Genomic DNA, 15,126 nt, shown 5'->3' on the forward strand with positions numbered 1-15,126 from the left:
ATTATCTGCTAAAGGGGTCACAGATTGCTACTCTATGTCCTTTCACCCAAACGGACACTCTCTGAAAATAAGTTTCAATCTTCAATTCTTCGTCATTGATAATTCTTTTATAGCTTACTTTTTTCTTTCATTAAAGTCAATACTAATCAAGATCTAAAACGATTGTGAAAGGGCCATCATTTTCAAGTTCAACTTTCATATCTGCCCCAAAGTGACCTGTTTCCACGTGGAAGCCAAGTTGCTTTAACTCTTGATTGAAATCTTGCCATAATTCATCAGCCTTGGGTGGTCGCATAGCATTGACAAAGCTAGGCCGATTTCCCCTTTTAGTATCTGCCAATAAGGTAAACTGACTAACACTTAAGATTTGGCCTTTTACATCAGCCAAACTTAAGTTTGTTTTTCCTTCTTCATCCTCAAAAATGCGCATTTTAGCTATTTTTTGAGCTGCCTTGGCAATTACTTTCTCATTATCATCTTGTCCAATACCAACTAATAACAAAAAGCCACGCTTAATCTTACCTACAACTTCATCATCGATTTTCACTTGTGCGTGATTAACTCTTTGAATAACAACTCTCATTAATTATCAGACCTCTTTGTTGAATATACATCTGGTATATCGCGCAAGCGACTCAAAGCTTCATTTAGCTGCTGAGAGTCCTTAACAGTAATCGTAACGTAAATATGGGCAATATTTTCTTCATTTACTTTACCAGAAATATTTTTAATATTTTTAGTTAAACTATTTAACTTATTAATTACATCACTAAGTAAGCTAGAACGATTGTAACCAAAAATTTCAATGTTGGCATTGAATGTTTCTGAGCGTTCTCCGACATTTTCCCAATCAACATCAATCAAACGCCCCTCTTTAGCTGCTTCATCAGTCACATTGCGGCAATCTGTCCGGTGAATAGTTACACCACGGCCTTTTGTAACATAGCCAATAATTTCATCACCAGGAACTGGATTGCAACATTTAGCTAAGTGCAACATTAAGTCACTTACGCCTTGAATAACGACACCATTATTATGTTTTACATGCATAACTGCACGATTTGGAGTAATATTTTTAGTTTCTTCAGTTGCCGTTTGCCCAGCATTCAGAATTTTTTCTTCTAATTCTTTTTGCTTTTTATTTTCTTCTTTACGTAAATCTTCAGTTAAACGATTAACAATTCCAATTGCAGAAACTTCACCGTAACCAACTTGTGAGAACATCTCATCTTCAGAATGATAATTTAATTGGTCAAGTAATTTTTGAATGTGCTCTTTATCAAGATATTCCTTTGCATTCAAGCCACGTTCTCTAAGTAAATTAGCAACGTCACTACGGCCTTTCTCAATGTTTTCATCCTTGCGTTGCTCTTTTAGAAAACGTCTAATTTTGTTACGAGCCCGTGATGTTTTGACCATATTCATCCAATCTGGTGATGGTTCGGCATTAGACTGTGTCAAAATTGAGACAACATCACCATTTTTAAGACGATAATCAAGTGGGACTAACTTGTCATTAACTTTTGCACCAACAGCATGACTTCCAACTTGAGTGTGGATTGCATAGGCAAAATCCAGTGGGACAGAACCCTTTGCTAATTCATAAACATCCCCTTTTGGAGTAAAGACATAAACTGAATCTGAAAAGATATCAGATTTCACACTCTTCATAAACTCATCAGCATTACTAGTTTCATCTTTTAATTCCAAAATTTCTCGAAACATATCTAATTTGCGACCAGCACTAGTTGCTTCAACAGCTTGAGTGTCACCTTTTTTATATGCCCAGTGTGCGGCAACCCCATATTCAGCCACTTCATGCATTTGTTGAGTTCTAATTTGAATTTCAAGAGTTTTCCCACCTGGTCCAATAATCGTAGTATGCAATGATTGATAGCCATTAGCCTTTGGAACAGCAATATAATCTTTAAACCTTCCAGGCATTGGCTTCCACTTAGTATGAACAGCACCAAGCACGGCATAACAATCGCGCACATTTTGAACTATCACACGAACAGCAAGTAAATCAAAGATTTCACTAAAATCTTTATGCTTATTCACCATCTTTTTGTAAATAGAGTAAATATGCTTAGGTCGACCATAAATATCATATTTAATATGCAAACTATCTAAGGTATCTTTTAAATAAGCAATTGCCGTTTCAATATAGCCTTCGCGCTCACTACGCTTAGAGTTCATCTGGTTGACAATATTGTAGTAGGCTTCAGGGTTTAGATAATGCAAGCTCATATCTTCAAGCTCCCATTTAATTGTCCCAATACCTAAACGATCTGCCAGCGGCGCATAAATATCTAAAGTTTCTGATGCAATTCGGCGTTGCTTATCGGGGCGTAAATGGTCAAGGGTATGCATATTATGCAAACGGTCTGCCAATTTAACCATAATTACCCGCAAATCTTTTGCCATAGCAATCAGCATTTTTCGGTGATTTTCAGCTAAAAATTCTTCATGTGACTTATATTCATACTTGTTTAGCTTTGTTACCCCATCAACAATAAAAGCTACATCTTCACCAAATTCACGCTTTATATCATCATTAGTAACTGAAGTATCTTCAACTGTGTCATGTAAAAATCCCGCAGCAACAGTATCTGGATCTAGTCCTAAATTTGCTAAAGTCCCAGCAACTTGAGTTGGGTGAATAATATATGGCTGTCCGCTTGCTCTTTTTTGACCTGAATGTGCTTTATCTGCATATTCATAAGCTCTTTCTACAAAAGCAAGTTGTTCTTTATTCATATATTTTTTACATGCAGAGATAACCTCTTCATGGGTCATTTCAATGTATTTAGACATCTTACTCACCTACTCCAAAATTTAGTTTTTATAAATATTGCCCTTCAATGAGCCAAAAAATTCCATAATTAAATAAATAATAATTAAAACTAAATTATACTTAGCATATCGTGATAATACAACTAATAAAAACACAATTGGCAAAAATAACAGCCAATACTTCTTAAGATTCCTATCATTTATTACTTTTCCTACCTGATAACTAATCAAACTATTTAAAATAATAAAAATAAATCCTACTCGCCAAGTTAATTTTATTTGTAATAAACTTGAGCCATATGCTAAAAGAACCAATAATAGTGTCCACCAAATTACTGGCATAAAGGAATAACTATTTAATTTTTTAATCCAGCTTGCTTCTAATATTTTCTTTTTGGCTAGCTGTAATTTTGCCATATTATCCAACTCTTTCTGTTTTAATTTCTTTTAATTCTAGCACTTTATTCTGGTTTACGTTCAATTAATAGGCAAACCCAACGTCCTTCTTGCATAGTGGTTTTTACAGAAAAACCATTTTCTGCTAAACTTTGTTTAACTTTTTCTGCTTGTAAATAATCAATCCCAGAAAAAATAATTTTACCATTAGGAGCAAGGTGATCATTCAGTTCAGGAATTAGATCAAATAAGATTTCAGCTAAAATATTAGCTAAAATTAAGTCAAATTTACCATTTATATTTTTTAACAAGTTAGCTTTAATAACTTTAATATTGTTAAGTTTATTAAGTGCAATATTCTCGTTAGCTGCTGTAACTGCCTCATCGGAAATATCCGTAGCAAGAACACTTTCTGCTCCTAATTTGCTAGCCGCAATCGCTAAAATCCCCGAACCAGTTCCAACATCTAAAACCTTAGCAGGTTTTGTCATACTACGTTCAAGTGCCATCATTACCAACTGAGTAGTAGTATGTCCCCCGGTCCCAAAAGCTAGTCCTGGATCTAGAGTAATAACTTTTTGGTCTGGGAACTCAGGTTGATAATCTTCCCATTCAGGAACGATTGCCAAGTGACGAGAGAAATTAAGAACGTGATAATATTTCTGCCAAACTTTATTCCAATCTTTATCTTGAACATAGTCATAACTAATTTCTTTTTTGCCAGTATCAAGACCATAAGATTCTAATTCTGTTAATTTATCCTTATATTGTTCAATTAGTTCCTGAGGGTCACGTTCTTGATCAAAATAAGCGATAAATTCCATATCATCAGGCAAGTTTTCTATATCATCGAAATCAACTACCGTAGAATCATTAGCCCAGCCTGCTTGTTCAAAATCACTGCGCTTTCTTGCTTCAACTCCTAAAGCCTTAACTTGTTCTTGACTAAAATAAGTTAGCGCATCTTCAATTTCATGGCTAGTTTGCAATTTTATCAATAATAATTTCATTAATCAGACTCCAATCTATTTTTGACACTACGTTTGACCATGATATGATGGTAAAGGTGATAAAAATGTCAAAGAAACGTAAAAAAGATAAACTCGAAAAAACATTAGTAGAAAAGATTCTCGATCGAGAAAAAATTCCTTACGAGCAAAAAGAATTTGAAACCCATGAAGAACATGGTGTTTTTCAAATGGATACTTCTATTTTAGAACAAGACCAACGTCTGGTCTACAAGACGCTTGCTTGTGAAGGAAATAAAACAGGTCCACTTGTTGCTGTTTTACCTATTACTGAACATTTAGATTTAAAAAAATTAGCTAAAGTTTCTGGTAATAAAAAATGTGAAATGTTGCCACTAAAGAAGTTGGAAAAAACAACTGGCTATGTTCATGGTGCTAATACTCCGATTGGTATTCATTTTAATGACCATTATCCGATTTATCTTGACAACAGTATGAAAAATGAAGAAAAAATCATTGTTTCCTCTGGGAAAGTCGGGCGAAGTGTCCAATTGGCCCCTCTAGACTTACAAAAAGTGGTTGAAGGGACTTTTGGTGATTTGTTAGAAAAATAACCACTAATATTTAATTATAAAAAAACAAGAGTTATCGTGAAGATGAACTCTTGTTTTTTTGAATAGTCTTTAACTTTATGAAGCATGGCGCCATTTACTATCTGTCAAAATTCTAGCTGCAATCAAACCAAGTGGTAATGCAATAACAATCATAATTGCTTCAGTAGCCCAATAAGCCCCTAGGCTTATTCGAGTCAAACCTAAATTGAAAACAGCTCGATACATATAAAGTCCCGGCACCATGATAACTACTGACGGAACTGTAATAGCTATTCTTGGGTAACCAACTTTTTCACGTATAAATGAAGCAAGTAATCCGGAAAGAAGCACACCTATAAAAGCAGCCAATGCTGGTGGCATATGACCATAATCTACTAAACTTAAACGTAAAGTATTGGAAATTGCTCCAATAACAGCAGTTAAGGCCGCATAATTAACTTTAGAGTTAAACATTAAACTGAAGCCAAAAACTCCACAAAAACTGACAATTAACCTAAAAATCGTTAAGTTAACAGGATTTAAGCCTAATTTGGTCATATCTCCAGGGTGAATCCCAATTAACAAGGCAGTTGCCCAACCTACAGTCGTAGCTACAATAATAATTAATAATGCATATGCCATTCTTTCAAGGCCGGATCTCATATCTAACTTCGATAAGTCAAGGCCTGCAGTAATAAATGGGAAGCCAGGAATTACGAACAGCATCGAACCAATATAACCAAAAATATGACTAGACCGAATATTAAAAATAAAATGTAATAATTGGAAAGCTAAAAAATACGTTACACAAGCCACAAAAACAGCGGTAGCAACTTTAGCAACCATTGTTATATGCCTTTGTCCCATTTTCATTCGAGTGTAATTACCACATCCCGCCCCAAAGAATGCACATACAATTTCAGGTATACCGCCACCAAGCAAAAAGATAAAACCTGCACAAGCAATTGCCGCAGCTAAGCCCGCAATTACTGGTGTATAACGGCTTTTTAAATGTTCAATTTCCCCTAATCGACGGTGAATTTGACCAATATTCCAGTTGCCATCTCCTGCTTCAAATTGTCTAACAAAACGCTCTAATTCATTAAGTTTAGTCATATTAATACCGGTTGAAGGTAAAGTTAAAGTTTGACTATATGACTGGTTATTTACATCAAAACATGTGCAATCAATTGTTAATAAGCCAATATCTGCTGAACATGTAATATCTAATGCACGAGCAATTGTATTCATCGAATCGCGCACTCTCCATGATCCAGTACCACAGCTCAAAATCATTAATCCAACACGTCCAACAATACTTGCTTTTTCGACAAGTGTTGCCTTCTTAGCCGGAGTTTCATCTTTACTTTTAAAAAATTCCTCCCATTGTATTTTCATGTGGTGAGAATTTGATAAATGATGTCCCATATCTATTTTGTCTATTTCCTTTACCATTAAATTGTTCCCTCTTCCAAGGCCAGAAAAATTGTTATAATCAACAAATCTGCACAGCCACCAAGACTGTAGTTTTTTTCAGAAAAAAGGTTATCAAGCCTTGATAAATAAGCTAATGCTTCAGCTTCTTTGGCTCCTCCCAAATCAAGAAAATGCTTGCTCCATTTTTTTAGCTCATCTAATTTCTCTATACTACCGGCGCGCTTAATAAAATTTGAATCTTCTGTTACACTTGCTATTTTCATCAATGTATCTAGCAGCTTTTCATTAAGAGTTCCTGTAGCTTGTCTTAAAAATGGGAGTGAAATTTGATTTACTATTGGGTATCCGACTTCAGCCTGGCCACGAATACCGGCTTTGCCATATTTTTGATATTCAATTTCACCTGCAGTTTTTGGATTTTTAATGTTTGCTAAATCACGTTCAACTAGTCCCTGTGTCATTGATTGAACAATTTTAAAAACATCACAATTATTACTTTTTGCATAACTACAAGCGCAAACAAAAATACCAAGCGAAAAAATTGCCCCTTTATGAGTATTTATACCTTTAGTGCTAGCAAACATCCTTTGCTCAGCCTTTATTCCATGCTTTCGAAGTTTTTCAAACATATCTGACAATTTTCCATCATAATTACGTCCCAATTCTTCGGCTTTTTCAAAATAAGTACGTAAACTCAGGGTACTATCAATAAAAGTATAAATATCCATATCAGGATGAGAGCCGTGAGTTGCAGGATCAACCAATCCTGGCTTAGGCAAAGTTACTACCTCATAAAGCAACGCCTTAATAGCTAAATCAGCATGTAGATATTTCACTTGTATCCCTTCTTTTAATTAAATAACTTTATCATTTTACCATATTTTACTAGCTATACATTTTAAAATTTAACTAGAACAAAAAAATAGGCTTCAAAGAAGCCTATTTTGTACGGATATTTAATTATTTTCAATATTAAGCATTTTAAAATATTTTTTTCTTTAATGCAAGCTTAATCTCTAACTTCTTTGATAGTGTCAATTACAGTACCATCACGGTATTCAATAACTGCAACTGTTCTATCAGTATATTTAAGTTTATTAGGAACACCAACTTGCTTTTCAGCTAATTTTTGTAATTCATCCATTGTAACTAGATGAATACTTGGAACCTTCTTGAAGCAATCAATTAAATCTTGCCGCTTAGGGTTGACAGCAACACCTCGTTCGGTAACAACAACATCAATTGAGTCACCTGGAGTAACTACGGTTTCAACATTCTTAACAACAGTAGCATTTCTACCTCTAACAAGTGGGGCAGTAATAATTGTCATCTTGGCATTTGCAGCATCTTGGTGACCACCAATCGCACCACGAATAACACCGTCTGAACCAGTCATAACGTTGACGTGGAAGTTAGTGTCAATTTGAAGGGCTGATAAAATTGCTACATCAAGGTTGTTAACTACAGCTCCCTTATTATGTGGATCAGCATACCATGAAGCATCAATTTCTTGTTGATTACGGTTCTTAGCCATTGAAGCAGCAGCACCCTTATCAAAGTCTTGAACGTCCATAACTTTCTTGACTAAACCTTCTTCAAGCAAGTCACAAGTTGGCTTGGTAATACCACCCAAAGCAAATGAAGCGGTAATTCCCTTGTCAAGCATTGATTGACGCAAGTATCTAGTAACTGCAAGAGCAGCACCACCAGAACCAGTTTGGAATGAAAATCCTTCCTTGAAGTATGGTGAGTTAACGATTACATCATTAACCATTTGAGCAATCATTAATTCTTTAGGGTCTTTAGTGAAACGAGTAGCACCTGAACCAATCTTATTAGGGTCCCCAATTTCATCTACTTTAACAACATAATCAACTTGAGTTTGCTTAATTGATGCAGGAGTGTTTGGATATGGTACCACGTTATCAGTCAATAACACAACCTTATCAGCATATTGAGCATCCATTAGGGCATAACCTAGTGAACCGAAAACTGCCTTGCCATCTTGTCCATTTGCATTACCTGCTGGATCAGAAACAGGAACTCCCAAAAAGGCAACGTCAATCTTGATTTCGCCGTCTTCAATTGAACGAGCACGGTTACCATGTGAACGGAAAATTACTGGGTTTTTTAAACCACCATGAGAAACAAAGTCACCAAGTGAACCACGCATTCCAGATGAAGTAATATTAGTTATAACACCCTTTTTAATAGCTTCAATTACCTTGTCATTCATGACACCAGTTAATGATGAAGGTGCTAAAGTTAAATCTTTATAACCTAGTTTAATAATGACATCCATTACTTTATTAAAAGCATAATCACCATTTCTAAAATGGTGGTGGAAAGAAATAGTCATTCCATCTTTCAAGGTTTCTTTAACTACATCTTCAATTGAGTCTACCACCTTGTTTTCACCAGCAGTAACGTGAACCTTAGGTGCAACTCTTTGAATATCAGGATGACCAATTTCAACTGATTCAAAAGGTTTTAAGTTTAATTTTTCTAACACATCTGCAGGCATTTCGCGATTAATACTATTCTCCAATGTAGTTGCCCTCCTCATCAATTAAGTTAGAAGCTTTAGCAGTTTCTAATACTCTATTTGCCTTGTCCACGATAGGCTTATCAACCATTTTACCATTCATTGAAATAACACCACTACCCTTGGCACGGGCTTCACGAATGGCATTTTGAACATTCTTAGCATTTTCAATTTCTTCTTTACTTGGGTTAAATACCTTATTAACCATTTGGATTTGTCTAGGGTTAACCAAACTCTTACCATCAAATCCGAGTTGGTGAATGTAGTTGGTTTCGCGATAAAAGCCTTCAGTATCCTTCATGTTTGAGAAGACTGAATCAAAGGCATAGATACCAGCAGCACGACATGAATGTAAAACCATGTTACGAGCAAATTCCATTTCGCGTCCATCTGGATAACGGTGCGTATGCATATCTGAAGTGTAGTCTTCGCCAGATAAAGCCATACCCATCATCAAGTCAGTTGAAGTAGCAATACTTGGTGCATTTAAAACACCTTGGGCACTTTCAATCGCAGCCATAACACCAATTGAACCCTTTTCAATGCCATATTCTTCTTCAGCTTTTTCCATATCAGCAATTAATTTCTTAATCATATCTGCAGATTCAGTCTTAGGCAAACGAATAACATCAACGCCAGCCTTAACCATTGCCTTAACGTCTTCTTCATAAAATGGAGTATCTTGGCCATTAATTCTAACAACCACTTCACTGCCGCCAAAGTCTACAGTCTTGATTGCCTCATAAACAAGTAAACGAGCAGCATCCTTTTCTGTTAAAGAAACTGAGTCTTCCAGGTCAAGCATGATTGAATCAGCACCATAAATACCTGCATCCTTAATCATAGCTGGGTTATTACCAGGGACGAACATCATAGTCCGACGCAAACGATTTTTGATATAAGTCATTTATAGCACCTCCAATGCAGGTTTATCAGTAGTTTGAGTAGCTCTTTGAGCAGCTGCTAAGGTCCGGGCCTTAATTACACAGTCAAGTGCCCCTTTGTCGACTGCCTTAACTTTTGCATTTGTCAAACCAAATGATTTCAAAGTATCAGTAATAACGCTCTTAATTTGATCACCATATGCTTTAGCAACATCTGATTCAAGGGTAATCTCAATACCATTGTTACCATTCATAATCATAATTTGAATGTCAGATGATTCTAAAGTGCCAGCTACTGCTGTTGTCTTAATTTCCATCTATTTTCATTCCTTCCCGGATACGTCTTTGTAATTCTTTTTTATTTGCTTTGATAAATTCCGCTGTGGATGCCGGAACCAAGTCTTCGATAGCGGCAAGGTCGTCTGCTTTAATTAATTGTCTTACCTTGGTTGCTGTTACAGTTGTTTTACCTTTTTCAAGACGCGGAATTAAATGTACTTCAATGTCAGGCTCTAATTCACGCTGCAAGCTGTCATTATAAATACTCGTTGCATGAGAAAAAGGTTCTGTTCCAACATAGCGCCGCTTAATTGATAACGCAGGGGCAATTACGTTTTTAAAAACTCTTGCATCAATCGTCGTCTGATTTTCAATTAAGCTATCTGCGCTCTTCAAAAAATAGGCAGGAAATGTAGCTGCTGATACCATATAACTATCTCCACTAACCACGACTACATTTTTAAACTCGCTACAGCCTTTTCTAACTAGTTCAAAACGCTCTTGAGAGTTAAATAATGACAAGTCAGTTGCAACCACAAAAACATAAACTAAATCATTTTCTTGGCTTGCCTTTTCAACTAAGTAGCGATGCCCCAAAGTAAAGGGATTGGCATTCATAACAATGCCAGCAACTTTCTTATCTATTTGCCCATCAATTCGCGGTAAACTGCTCAAATAGTCATTTACATCAGGACTACCGTTTTCTAAAAAAGCAGCCTCATCTGTTCTAGCCAATTCACTAAAACCTAAATGCTTAAAACTATCGGCATATTTAACCTTGGTAAAAACAAACATATGAAAAATTTGCTGAGTAAAGAGATATTGGCTTAACGCCGTAACAATCTTGTTAAATCGTTGTCCAGGTTCACTATCTTTGTTGCAAACGGCAATATACTTCAGCACATTGCCGGCCACACTACCTGTTCCAACTAATTTTCCCTCTTCATCAACCAAACCTAAAGTATGGTCAATCACAGCAACTTCTCTTTCAGAAAAATTATGCAAATCTAGCTTTTCCAAGAAGCTCATCCAGCGTTTTTTAGTTGTGGGGTCATTTAAATAAAGATCAACAACTTTATCCAAAATTCTGCCTCCTTTCTTTGTGTAACAATTAACTAAGTTACCTTTTTAGTATAATTCTTTATTTTAAATATTTCAAATTAAACCGTTAAATTTCAAAAATTGTAAATAGTCTGATACAATAAAATAAATTAAAAGAGCTAATTTTCTGTAATTAGAGATATAATAAAATTAGTAAATAATTGTGAGGTTCTTTATGGTAGAAAGCTATGACAATTCCCAACTTGCAGAAATTGCACGCGATTATTACTTAAGCAAGTTGCCGATTACACAAATATCAAAGAAATATAACTTATCGCGTTACCTAATTGCAAAGGCTTTTGAAGAAGCTGAAGCTAGTGGGGTTGTTCATATTAGTATCAAGTCAAATGTTAAGAGAAATAATAGTCTTGAAACAAAATTGCGTAATTTGTTCGGTCTAAAAGAAGCTTTTGTTTTAAAAGATCAAGACACTACTAGCCATGACAATGAACAAATTGTCGACTTTGCAGCTCATCAAATTCAAAATTATTCAAAAGCTGCTAAAGAAATCGGCTTAACTTGGGGGACCACGGTCTTAGATACGATCGTTCATTTTGATGAAATTAAACGACCTGATTTATCCTTTGTGCAAATTGCTGGGATGAGCCTACGAACAGATACTCCACATGCCAACTACTCTTTAATACAAAGAGCCGCTGAGAAGTTTGATGCTAAGTCATATATTTTACCAGCTCCGTTGTATATTCTTAATCAAACTGCCCACGATTTAATGGAACAAGAACCAGCAATTGCTGAAGTACAAAAGAAATACCAACACCTTGATTTAATCTTCACTGGTGTTGGTACCCTCGCAAGCATGGAATCCAATCGCGTCTGGGGTAAGTTGCAAGATCAAATATTTGATGGTATTGACCAAAATAAAGTAGCGGGGATGATTTTTGGTCGAGCCTATGATATCAATGGTAAAATTTTTGAAAGTGTTGAAAATAAATTTACTGGAATTCAACGCGAAGATATTATGAAGACACCCATTCGTTTTGCTATTGTAAAAAATAAGTTCAAAACCCACTCATTATTAGGTGGACTCCGAACTCATTTAATTACTCATTTAGTTGTTAATGAAGCAATCGCCAATAAACTTTTACAAGAAGTTGAAAAATATCACTAATTACAGGCCATGTCTTTCTAAAAACGAAAGAATGGCTTTTGTTGTTTCTTCAGGTCTTTCGGCTTGCAAAATATGACCACATTCGGCAAGCACTTGACTTTCAATTTTTTCATTAATATATTGCATTGCTTGTGCAAATTCACAGTTAAAGTATGGTGACTTTTCACCTGCTAAAACAAGTAGTGGCACCGGTAAATCCATCACCACATCGCGCCAATCTTGAAAGGCGTGGTCGCACAAGAAGTTGTAGTTAGAACTTTCATCATAGGGATGTTCTTGTCGCTCCAATTTAACTGGGACTGCAATTTCAGGATCAACACGTACATAATTGGCATGAACTGTATCATGATACTTTAAAGAAATGGGGAAATTATCCCAAGTCAAATCTTTATAGCCAAAATTCCAACTATCATCATTAATCATCTTAGGAGGCTGATCAAGGTCAATCATTGCTGCGAAACGTCCTTTTCCAAATAATGAAGCATATGCAAACAAAGTACTTGCTCCCATTGAATTTCCAATTACGATGACATTAGTTAATTTTAATTCTGCTAAAAACTCTTCCAAATCAAGTGCATGACGACTCATTCGTTGTCCCTTATAAGTACGTTGACTTAAGCCTTGATTTCTAGGATCTAATACTAAAACGCGATATTTATCTTTTAAAAGGTCAACCATTTTATTAAATAATTTCCCACTAGCTCCGATTCCAGGTAAGCAAATAATTGCTGGTAAATCCGTTTGAGTATCAGTATAGTGCAAAAGAACATGATCACTTGTTTTAAATTCCATAATTACCTCACAAAAAAATGACTAGGATTACTAGTCATTTTATCATTTATTCTTCAACGCCAGCTAAAACTTCTTGCATTTTATCAGCTGAATTTTGCATCTTAGCTAATTCTTTGCTTGATAGTTCTGCTTCAATTACGTGGCTAATACCATTAGCATTAATTACAGCTGGAGTACCTAAGTATAAATCATGCTTAATTCCATATTGACCAGTAATTGGAGCTGAAAGTGGCAAGCAGATTTCCTTATTTTCAAGTACTGCCTTAACGATTTGCGCAAGCATCATTGCTACACCATAGAAGGTTGCACCCTTTTTAGCGATGATTTCGCCACCCTTTTTACGAACATCACTTTCAATTGCAGTTAAAACATCAGCTGACATAGCAGAGTATGAAGTCAAAGTTTTACCTGCAACAGTCGCTTCATCAAAGTTTTCAAAAGAAGTGTCGCCGTGTTCACCTAAAACATAAGCATTAACATCTTCAACCTTTACATTGAGCTTCTTAGCCAATTCAACTCTTAAACGAGCTGAATCAAGTGAGGTACCAGTACCGATTACCTTATTCTTAGGGAAGCCTGAAAGCTTTTGCGTTAAAGTAGTTAAAATATCTACCGGATTGGCACTAACTACGAAAATACCATTAAAGCCAGAATCAACAACTGGTTTAACAATACTCTTTAGAATTTTAACGTTCTTATTAACTAGGTCTAGTCTGGTTTCACCAGGCTTACGAGGAATACCTGCAGTAATAACAACCACATCAGCATCTTTTGCATCACTATATTCACCGGCATGAACATTAGTGCTACCAGTAAATGGAGTAATATCTTCTAAGTCCATTGAATCGCCAAGTGGTCGCTCTTTAACAACATCGCAAATCACTAATTCATCAAGCTTAGTATTTTGTAATAAGTCGTTAGCAAAAGTAGAACCTACTGCACCGTCACCAACTAATAAAACTTTACTCATTTTCAAAAACCTCTTTTAATTTGAATTTCTAATAGTTACCTGTAAACATTCCATCTGCCTTAGGTGGAACATAATCACCAAAGTACTTACTAAAGTCTAAATCTAAGTATTGACACAAATCGTAAACTTCAGTCATAGTCTTATCAATGACTGGAATGCCATTAGCTTCACGATCTTTAATTGCAGCCATTTCTTTTTCACCATGAGTATAAATTCGCTCCTGACCTACAGCCTTTGGAGCATCTCGTAATGCTTGTAAGTAGTCCGAAAAATGCTGCTTAATTGCTTCAGGATTGCCAAAACTTGATAAGTTAATAGCCATGAAGCCATGACAGGTGCCAGCCTTACCATCCTTCATAACTAAGTCACTAGTTAAACCTTGTGACAAAATAGATGAAAAGATTTCAGCAACCATTCCATTGCCATAGCCTTTATGAGAACCCAATTCTTCAGTATTACCACCAAGTGGCATAATACCGCCACCAACGTGACCAACAATATTTGAAAGAACTTCACCAGCATTATTAGTAGGTTGCCCATTTTTATCTAAAGCCCAGCCATCAGGTAACTTTTTACCCAACTTGTTGTACATTTCAAGTTTACCTCTAGTAACAACAGTAGTTGAGGCATCAAATAAAAAGTCATATGGATTTGCTGGAACGCACCAAGCTTGTGGGTTTGAACCAATCATGGCCTTGGAAGCATAGGTTGGCACCATAATGGCTTCGCTATTAGTACATGAAAAACCAAGCATGTTTTCTTTAGCAGCCATTTTAGCGTAATAACCGGCAATACCATAGTGGTTAGAGTTACGGACAGAAACAATTCCAACCCCAACTTCTTTAGCCTTTTTAATTGCTAATTCCATGGCAAAGTGACCATTAAGTTGTCCCATACCACTGTGACCATCAATCACGGCTGAAATTGGTGTTTCAAAAACCACTTCGGGTTCTGCATTCACTTTCATAGTCCCTTTTTGAATACCTTTATAATAGCGAACCATTCGTTGCATACCATGGCTTTGAATTCCATATAAGTCAGCTGTTAATAACACATCAGTAATAATGCGAGCTTTTTCTTCGCTAAAGCCAAACTTTTGAAAAGCGTCCATACAAAGCATGTTTAATTTATCGTAGGAAAATTTTACTTTCTTTCCTTCAGCCATAATAAAGCCTCTTTCTTTTACTTACAATTTCTCTCACATGCTAAATACTAGCACTTATTTTTAAAATTTAC

15 protein-coding genes are annotated in these 15,126 nt (G+C 35.7%); 2 read left to right on the forward strand and 13 right to left on the reverse strand.

What is annotated here, in order from left to right; translation table 11 throughout:
- Positions 1–142: 142 nt before the first annotated feature.
- Genes dtd through prmA form a run of 4 tightly spaced genes read right to left on the reverse strand, consistent with a single transcriptional unit; the run spans position 143 to position 4,202 of the window.
- Positions 143–583, reverse strand: a complete 441-nt coding sequence (dtd, locus tag ACNDLV_RS06985; RefSeq protein WP_006586808.1) for a D-aminoacyl-tRNA deacylase — start codon at positions 581–583, stop codon at positions 143–145.
- A complete protein-coding gene (locus tag ACNDLV_RS06990; protein ID WP_022091169.1) occupies positions 583–2,817 on the reverse strand; it encodes a RelA/SpoT family protein in 2,235 nt (744 codons plus the stop codon). The genes dtd and ACNDLV_RS06990 overlap by 1 nt, the downstream gene beginning before the upstream one ends.
- Positions 2,818–2,838: 21 nt before the next feature.
- Positions 2,839–3,213 (reverse strand): hypothetical protein, encoded by a 375-nt coding sequence (locus tag ACNDLV_RS06995; RefSeq protein ID WP_006586810.1) that lies wholly within the window; start codon positions 3,211–3,213, stop codon positions 2,839–2,841.
- Positions 3,214–3,257: 44 nt separating this feature from the next.
- Positions 3,258–4,202: a 50S ribosomal protein L11 methyltransferase gene (prmA, locus tag ACNDLV_RS07000; RefSeq protein WP_006587338.1), complete on the reverse strand. Its 945-nt coding sequence runs from the start codon at positions 4,200–4,202 to the stop codon at positions 3,258–3,260.
- A gap of 65 nt (positions 4,203–4,267) precedes the next feature.
- Between prmA and ybaK the strand changes: the two genes are divergently transcribed.
- Positions 4,268–4,774 carry a Cys-tRNA(Pro) deacylase gene (ybaK, locus tag ACNDLV_RS07005; RefSeq protein WP_006587339.1) on the forward strand — a complete coding sequence of 169 codons (507 nt, stop codon included), beginning with the start codon at positions 4,268–4,270 and terminating at the stop codon, positions 4,772–4,774.
- A gap of 75 nt (positions 4,775–4,849) precedes the next feature.
- Here ybaK and ACNDLV_RS07010 read toward each other — a convergent pair whose 3' ends face one another.
- The 6 genes from ACNDLV_RS07010 to citC all read right to left on the reverse strand — a co-directional run bounded on the left by ACNDLV_RS07010 (position 4,850) and on the right by citC (position 10,981).
- Positions 4,850–6,208 carry a threonine/serine exporter family protein gene (locus ACNDLV_RS07010; RefSeq protein WP_498883017.1) on the reverse strand — a complete coding sequence of 453 codons (1,359 nt, stop codon included), beginning with the start codon at positions 6,206–6,208 and terminating at the stop codon, positions 4,850–4,852.
- Complete coding sequence (gene citG / locus ACNDLV_RS07015; RefSeq protein ID WP_006587340.1) at positions 6,208–7,026, reverse strand: triphosphoribosyl-dephospho-CoA synthase CitG; 819 nt, start codon at positions 7,024–7,026, stop codon at positions 6,208–6,210. The genes ACNDLV_RS07010 and citG overlap by 1 nt, the downstream gene beginning before the upstream one ends.
- A gap of 173 nt (positions 7,027–7,199) precedes the next feature.
- A complete protein-coding gene (citF, locus tag ACNDLV_RS07020) occupies positions 7,200–8,738 on the reverse strand; it encodes a citrate lyase subunit alpha (protein WP_006586815.1) in 1,539 nt (512 codons plus the stop codon).
- Positions 8,728–9,642, reverse strand: coding sequence for a citrate (pro-3S)-lyase subunit beta (gene citE / locus ACNDLV_RS07025; protein ID WP_006586816.1), 915 nt, complete (start codon positions 9,640–9,642; stop codon positions 8,728–8,730). Before citE ends, citF begins: the two co-directional genes overlap by 11 nt.
- Entirely contained in the window at positions 9,643–9,936 is a 294-nt protein-coding gene (citD, locus tag ACNDLV_RS07030; protein ID WP_006586817.1) for a citrate lyase acyl carrier protein, read from the reverse strand. It abuts the gene before it with no gap.
- Positions 9,926–10,981 (reverse strand): [citrate (pro-3S)-lyase] ligase, encoded by a 1,056-nt coding sequence (gene citC, locus ACNDLV_RS07035; protein ID WP_006586818.1) that lies wholly within the window; start codon positions 10,979–10,981, stop codon positions 9,926–9,928. Before citC ends, citD begins: the two co-directional genes overlap by 11 nt.
- A 193-nt stretch (positions 10,982–11,174) precedes the next feature.
- Between citC and ACNDLV_RS07040 the strand changes: the two genes are divergently transcribed.
- Positions 11,175–12,128 (forward strand): sugar-binding transcriptional regulator, encoded by a 954-nt coding sequence (locus tag ACNDLV_RS07040; protein ID WP_006586819.1) that lies wholly within the window; start codon positions 11,175–11,177, stop codon positions 12,126–12,128.
- Here the strand turns inward: ACNDLV_RS07040 and ACNDLV_RS07045 are convergent, their stop codons facing one another.
- The 3 genes from ACNDLV_RS07045 to ACNDLV_RS07055 are packed head-to-tail and all read right to left on the reverse strand — an operon-like array spanning position 12,129 to position 15,055.
- Positions 12,129–12,920, reverse strand: coding sequence for an alpha/beta fold hydrolase (locus ACNDLV_RS07045; protein WP_006586820.1), 792 nt, complete (start codon positions 12,918–12,920; stop codon positions 12,129–12,131).
- Positions 12,921–12,966: 46 nt separating this feature from the next.
- Positions 12,967–13,890 (reverse strand): L-lactate dehydrogenase, encoded by a 924-nt coding sequence (locus ACNDLV_RS07050; RefSeq protein ID WP_006586821.1) that lies wholly within the window; start codon positions 13,888–13,890, stop codon positions 12,967–12,969.
- Between the two features lie 28 nt (positions 13,891–13,918).
- A complete protein-coding gene (locus tag ACNDLV_RS07055; RefSeq protein ID WP_006586822.1) occupies positions 13,919–15,055 on the reverse strand; it encodes an Ldh family oxidoreductase in 1,137 nt (378 codons plus the stop codon).
- Between the last annotated feature and the right edge of the window lie 71 nt (positions 15,056–15,126).

The organism is Lactobacillus fornicalis (genome assembly GCF_055362665.1).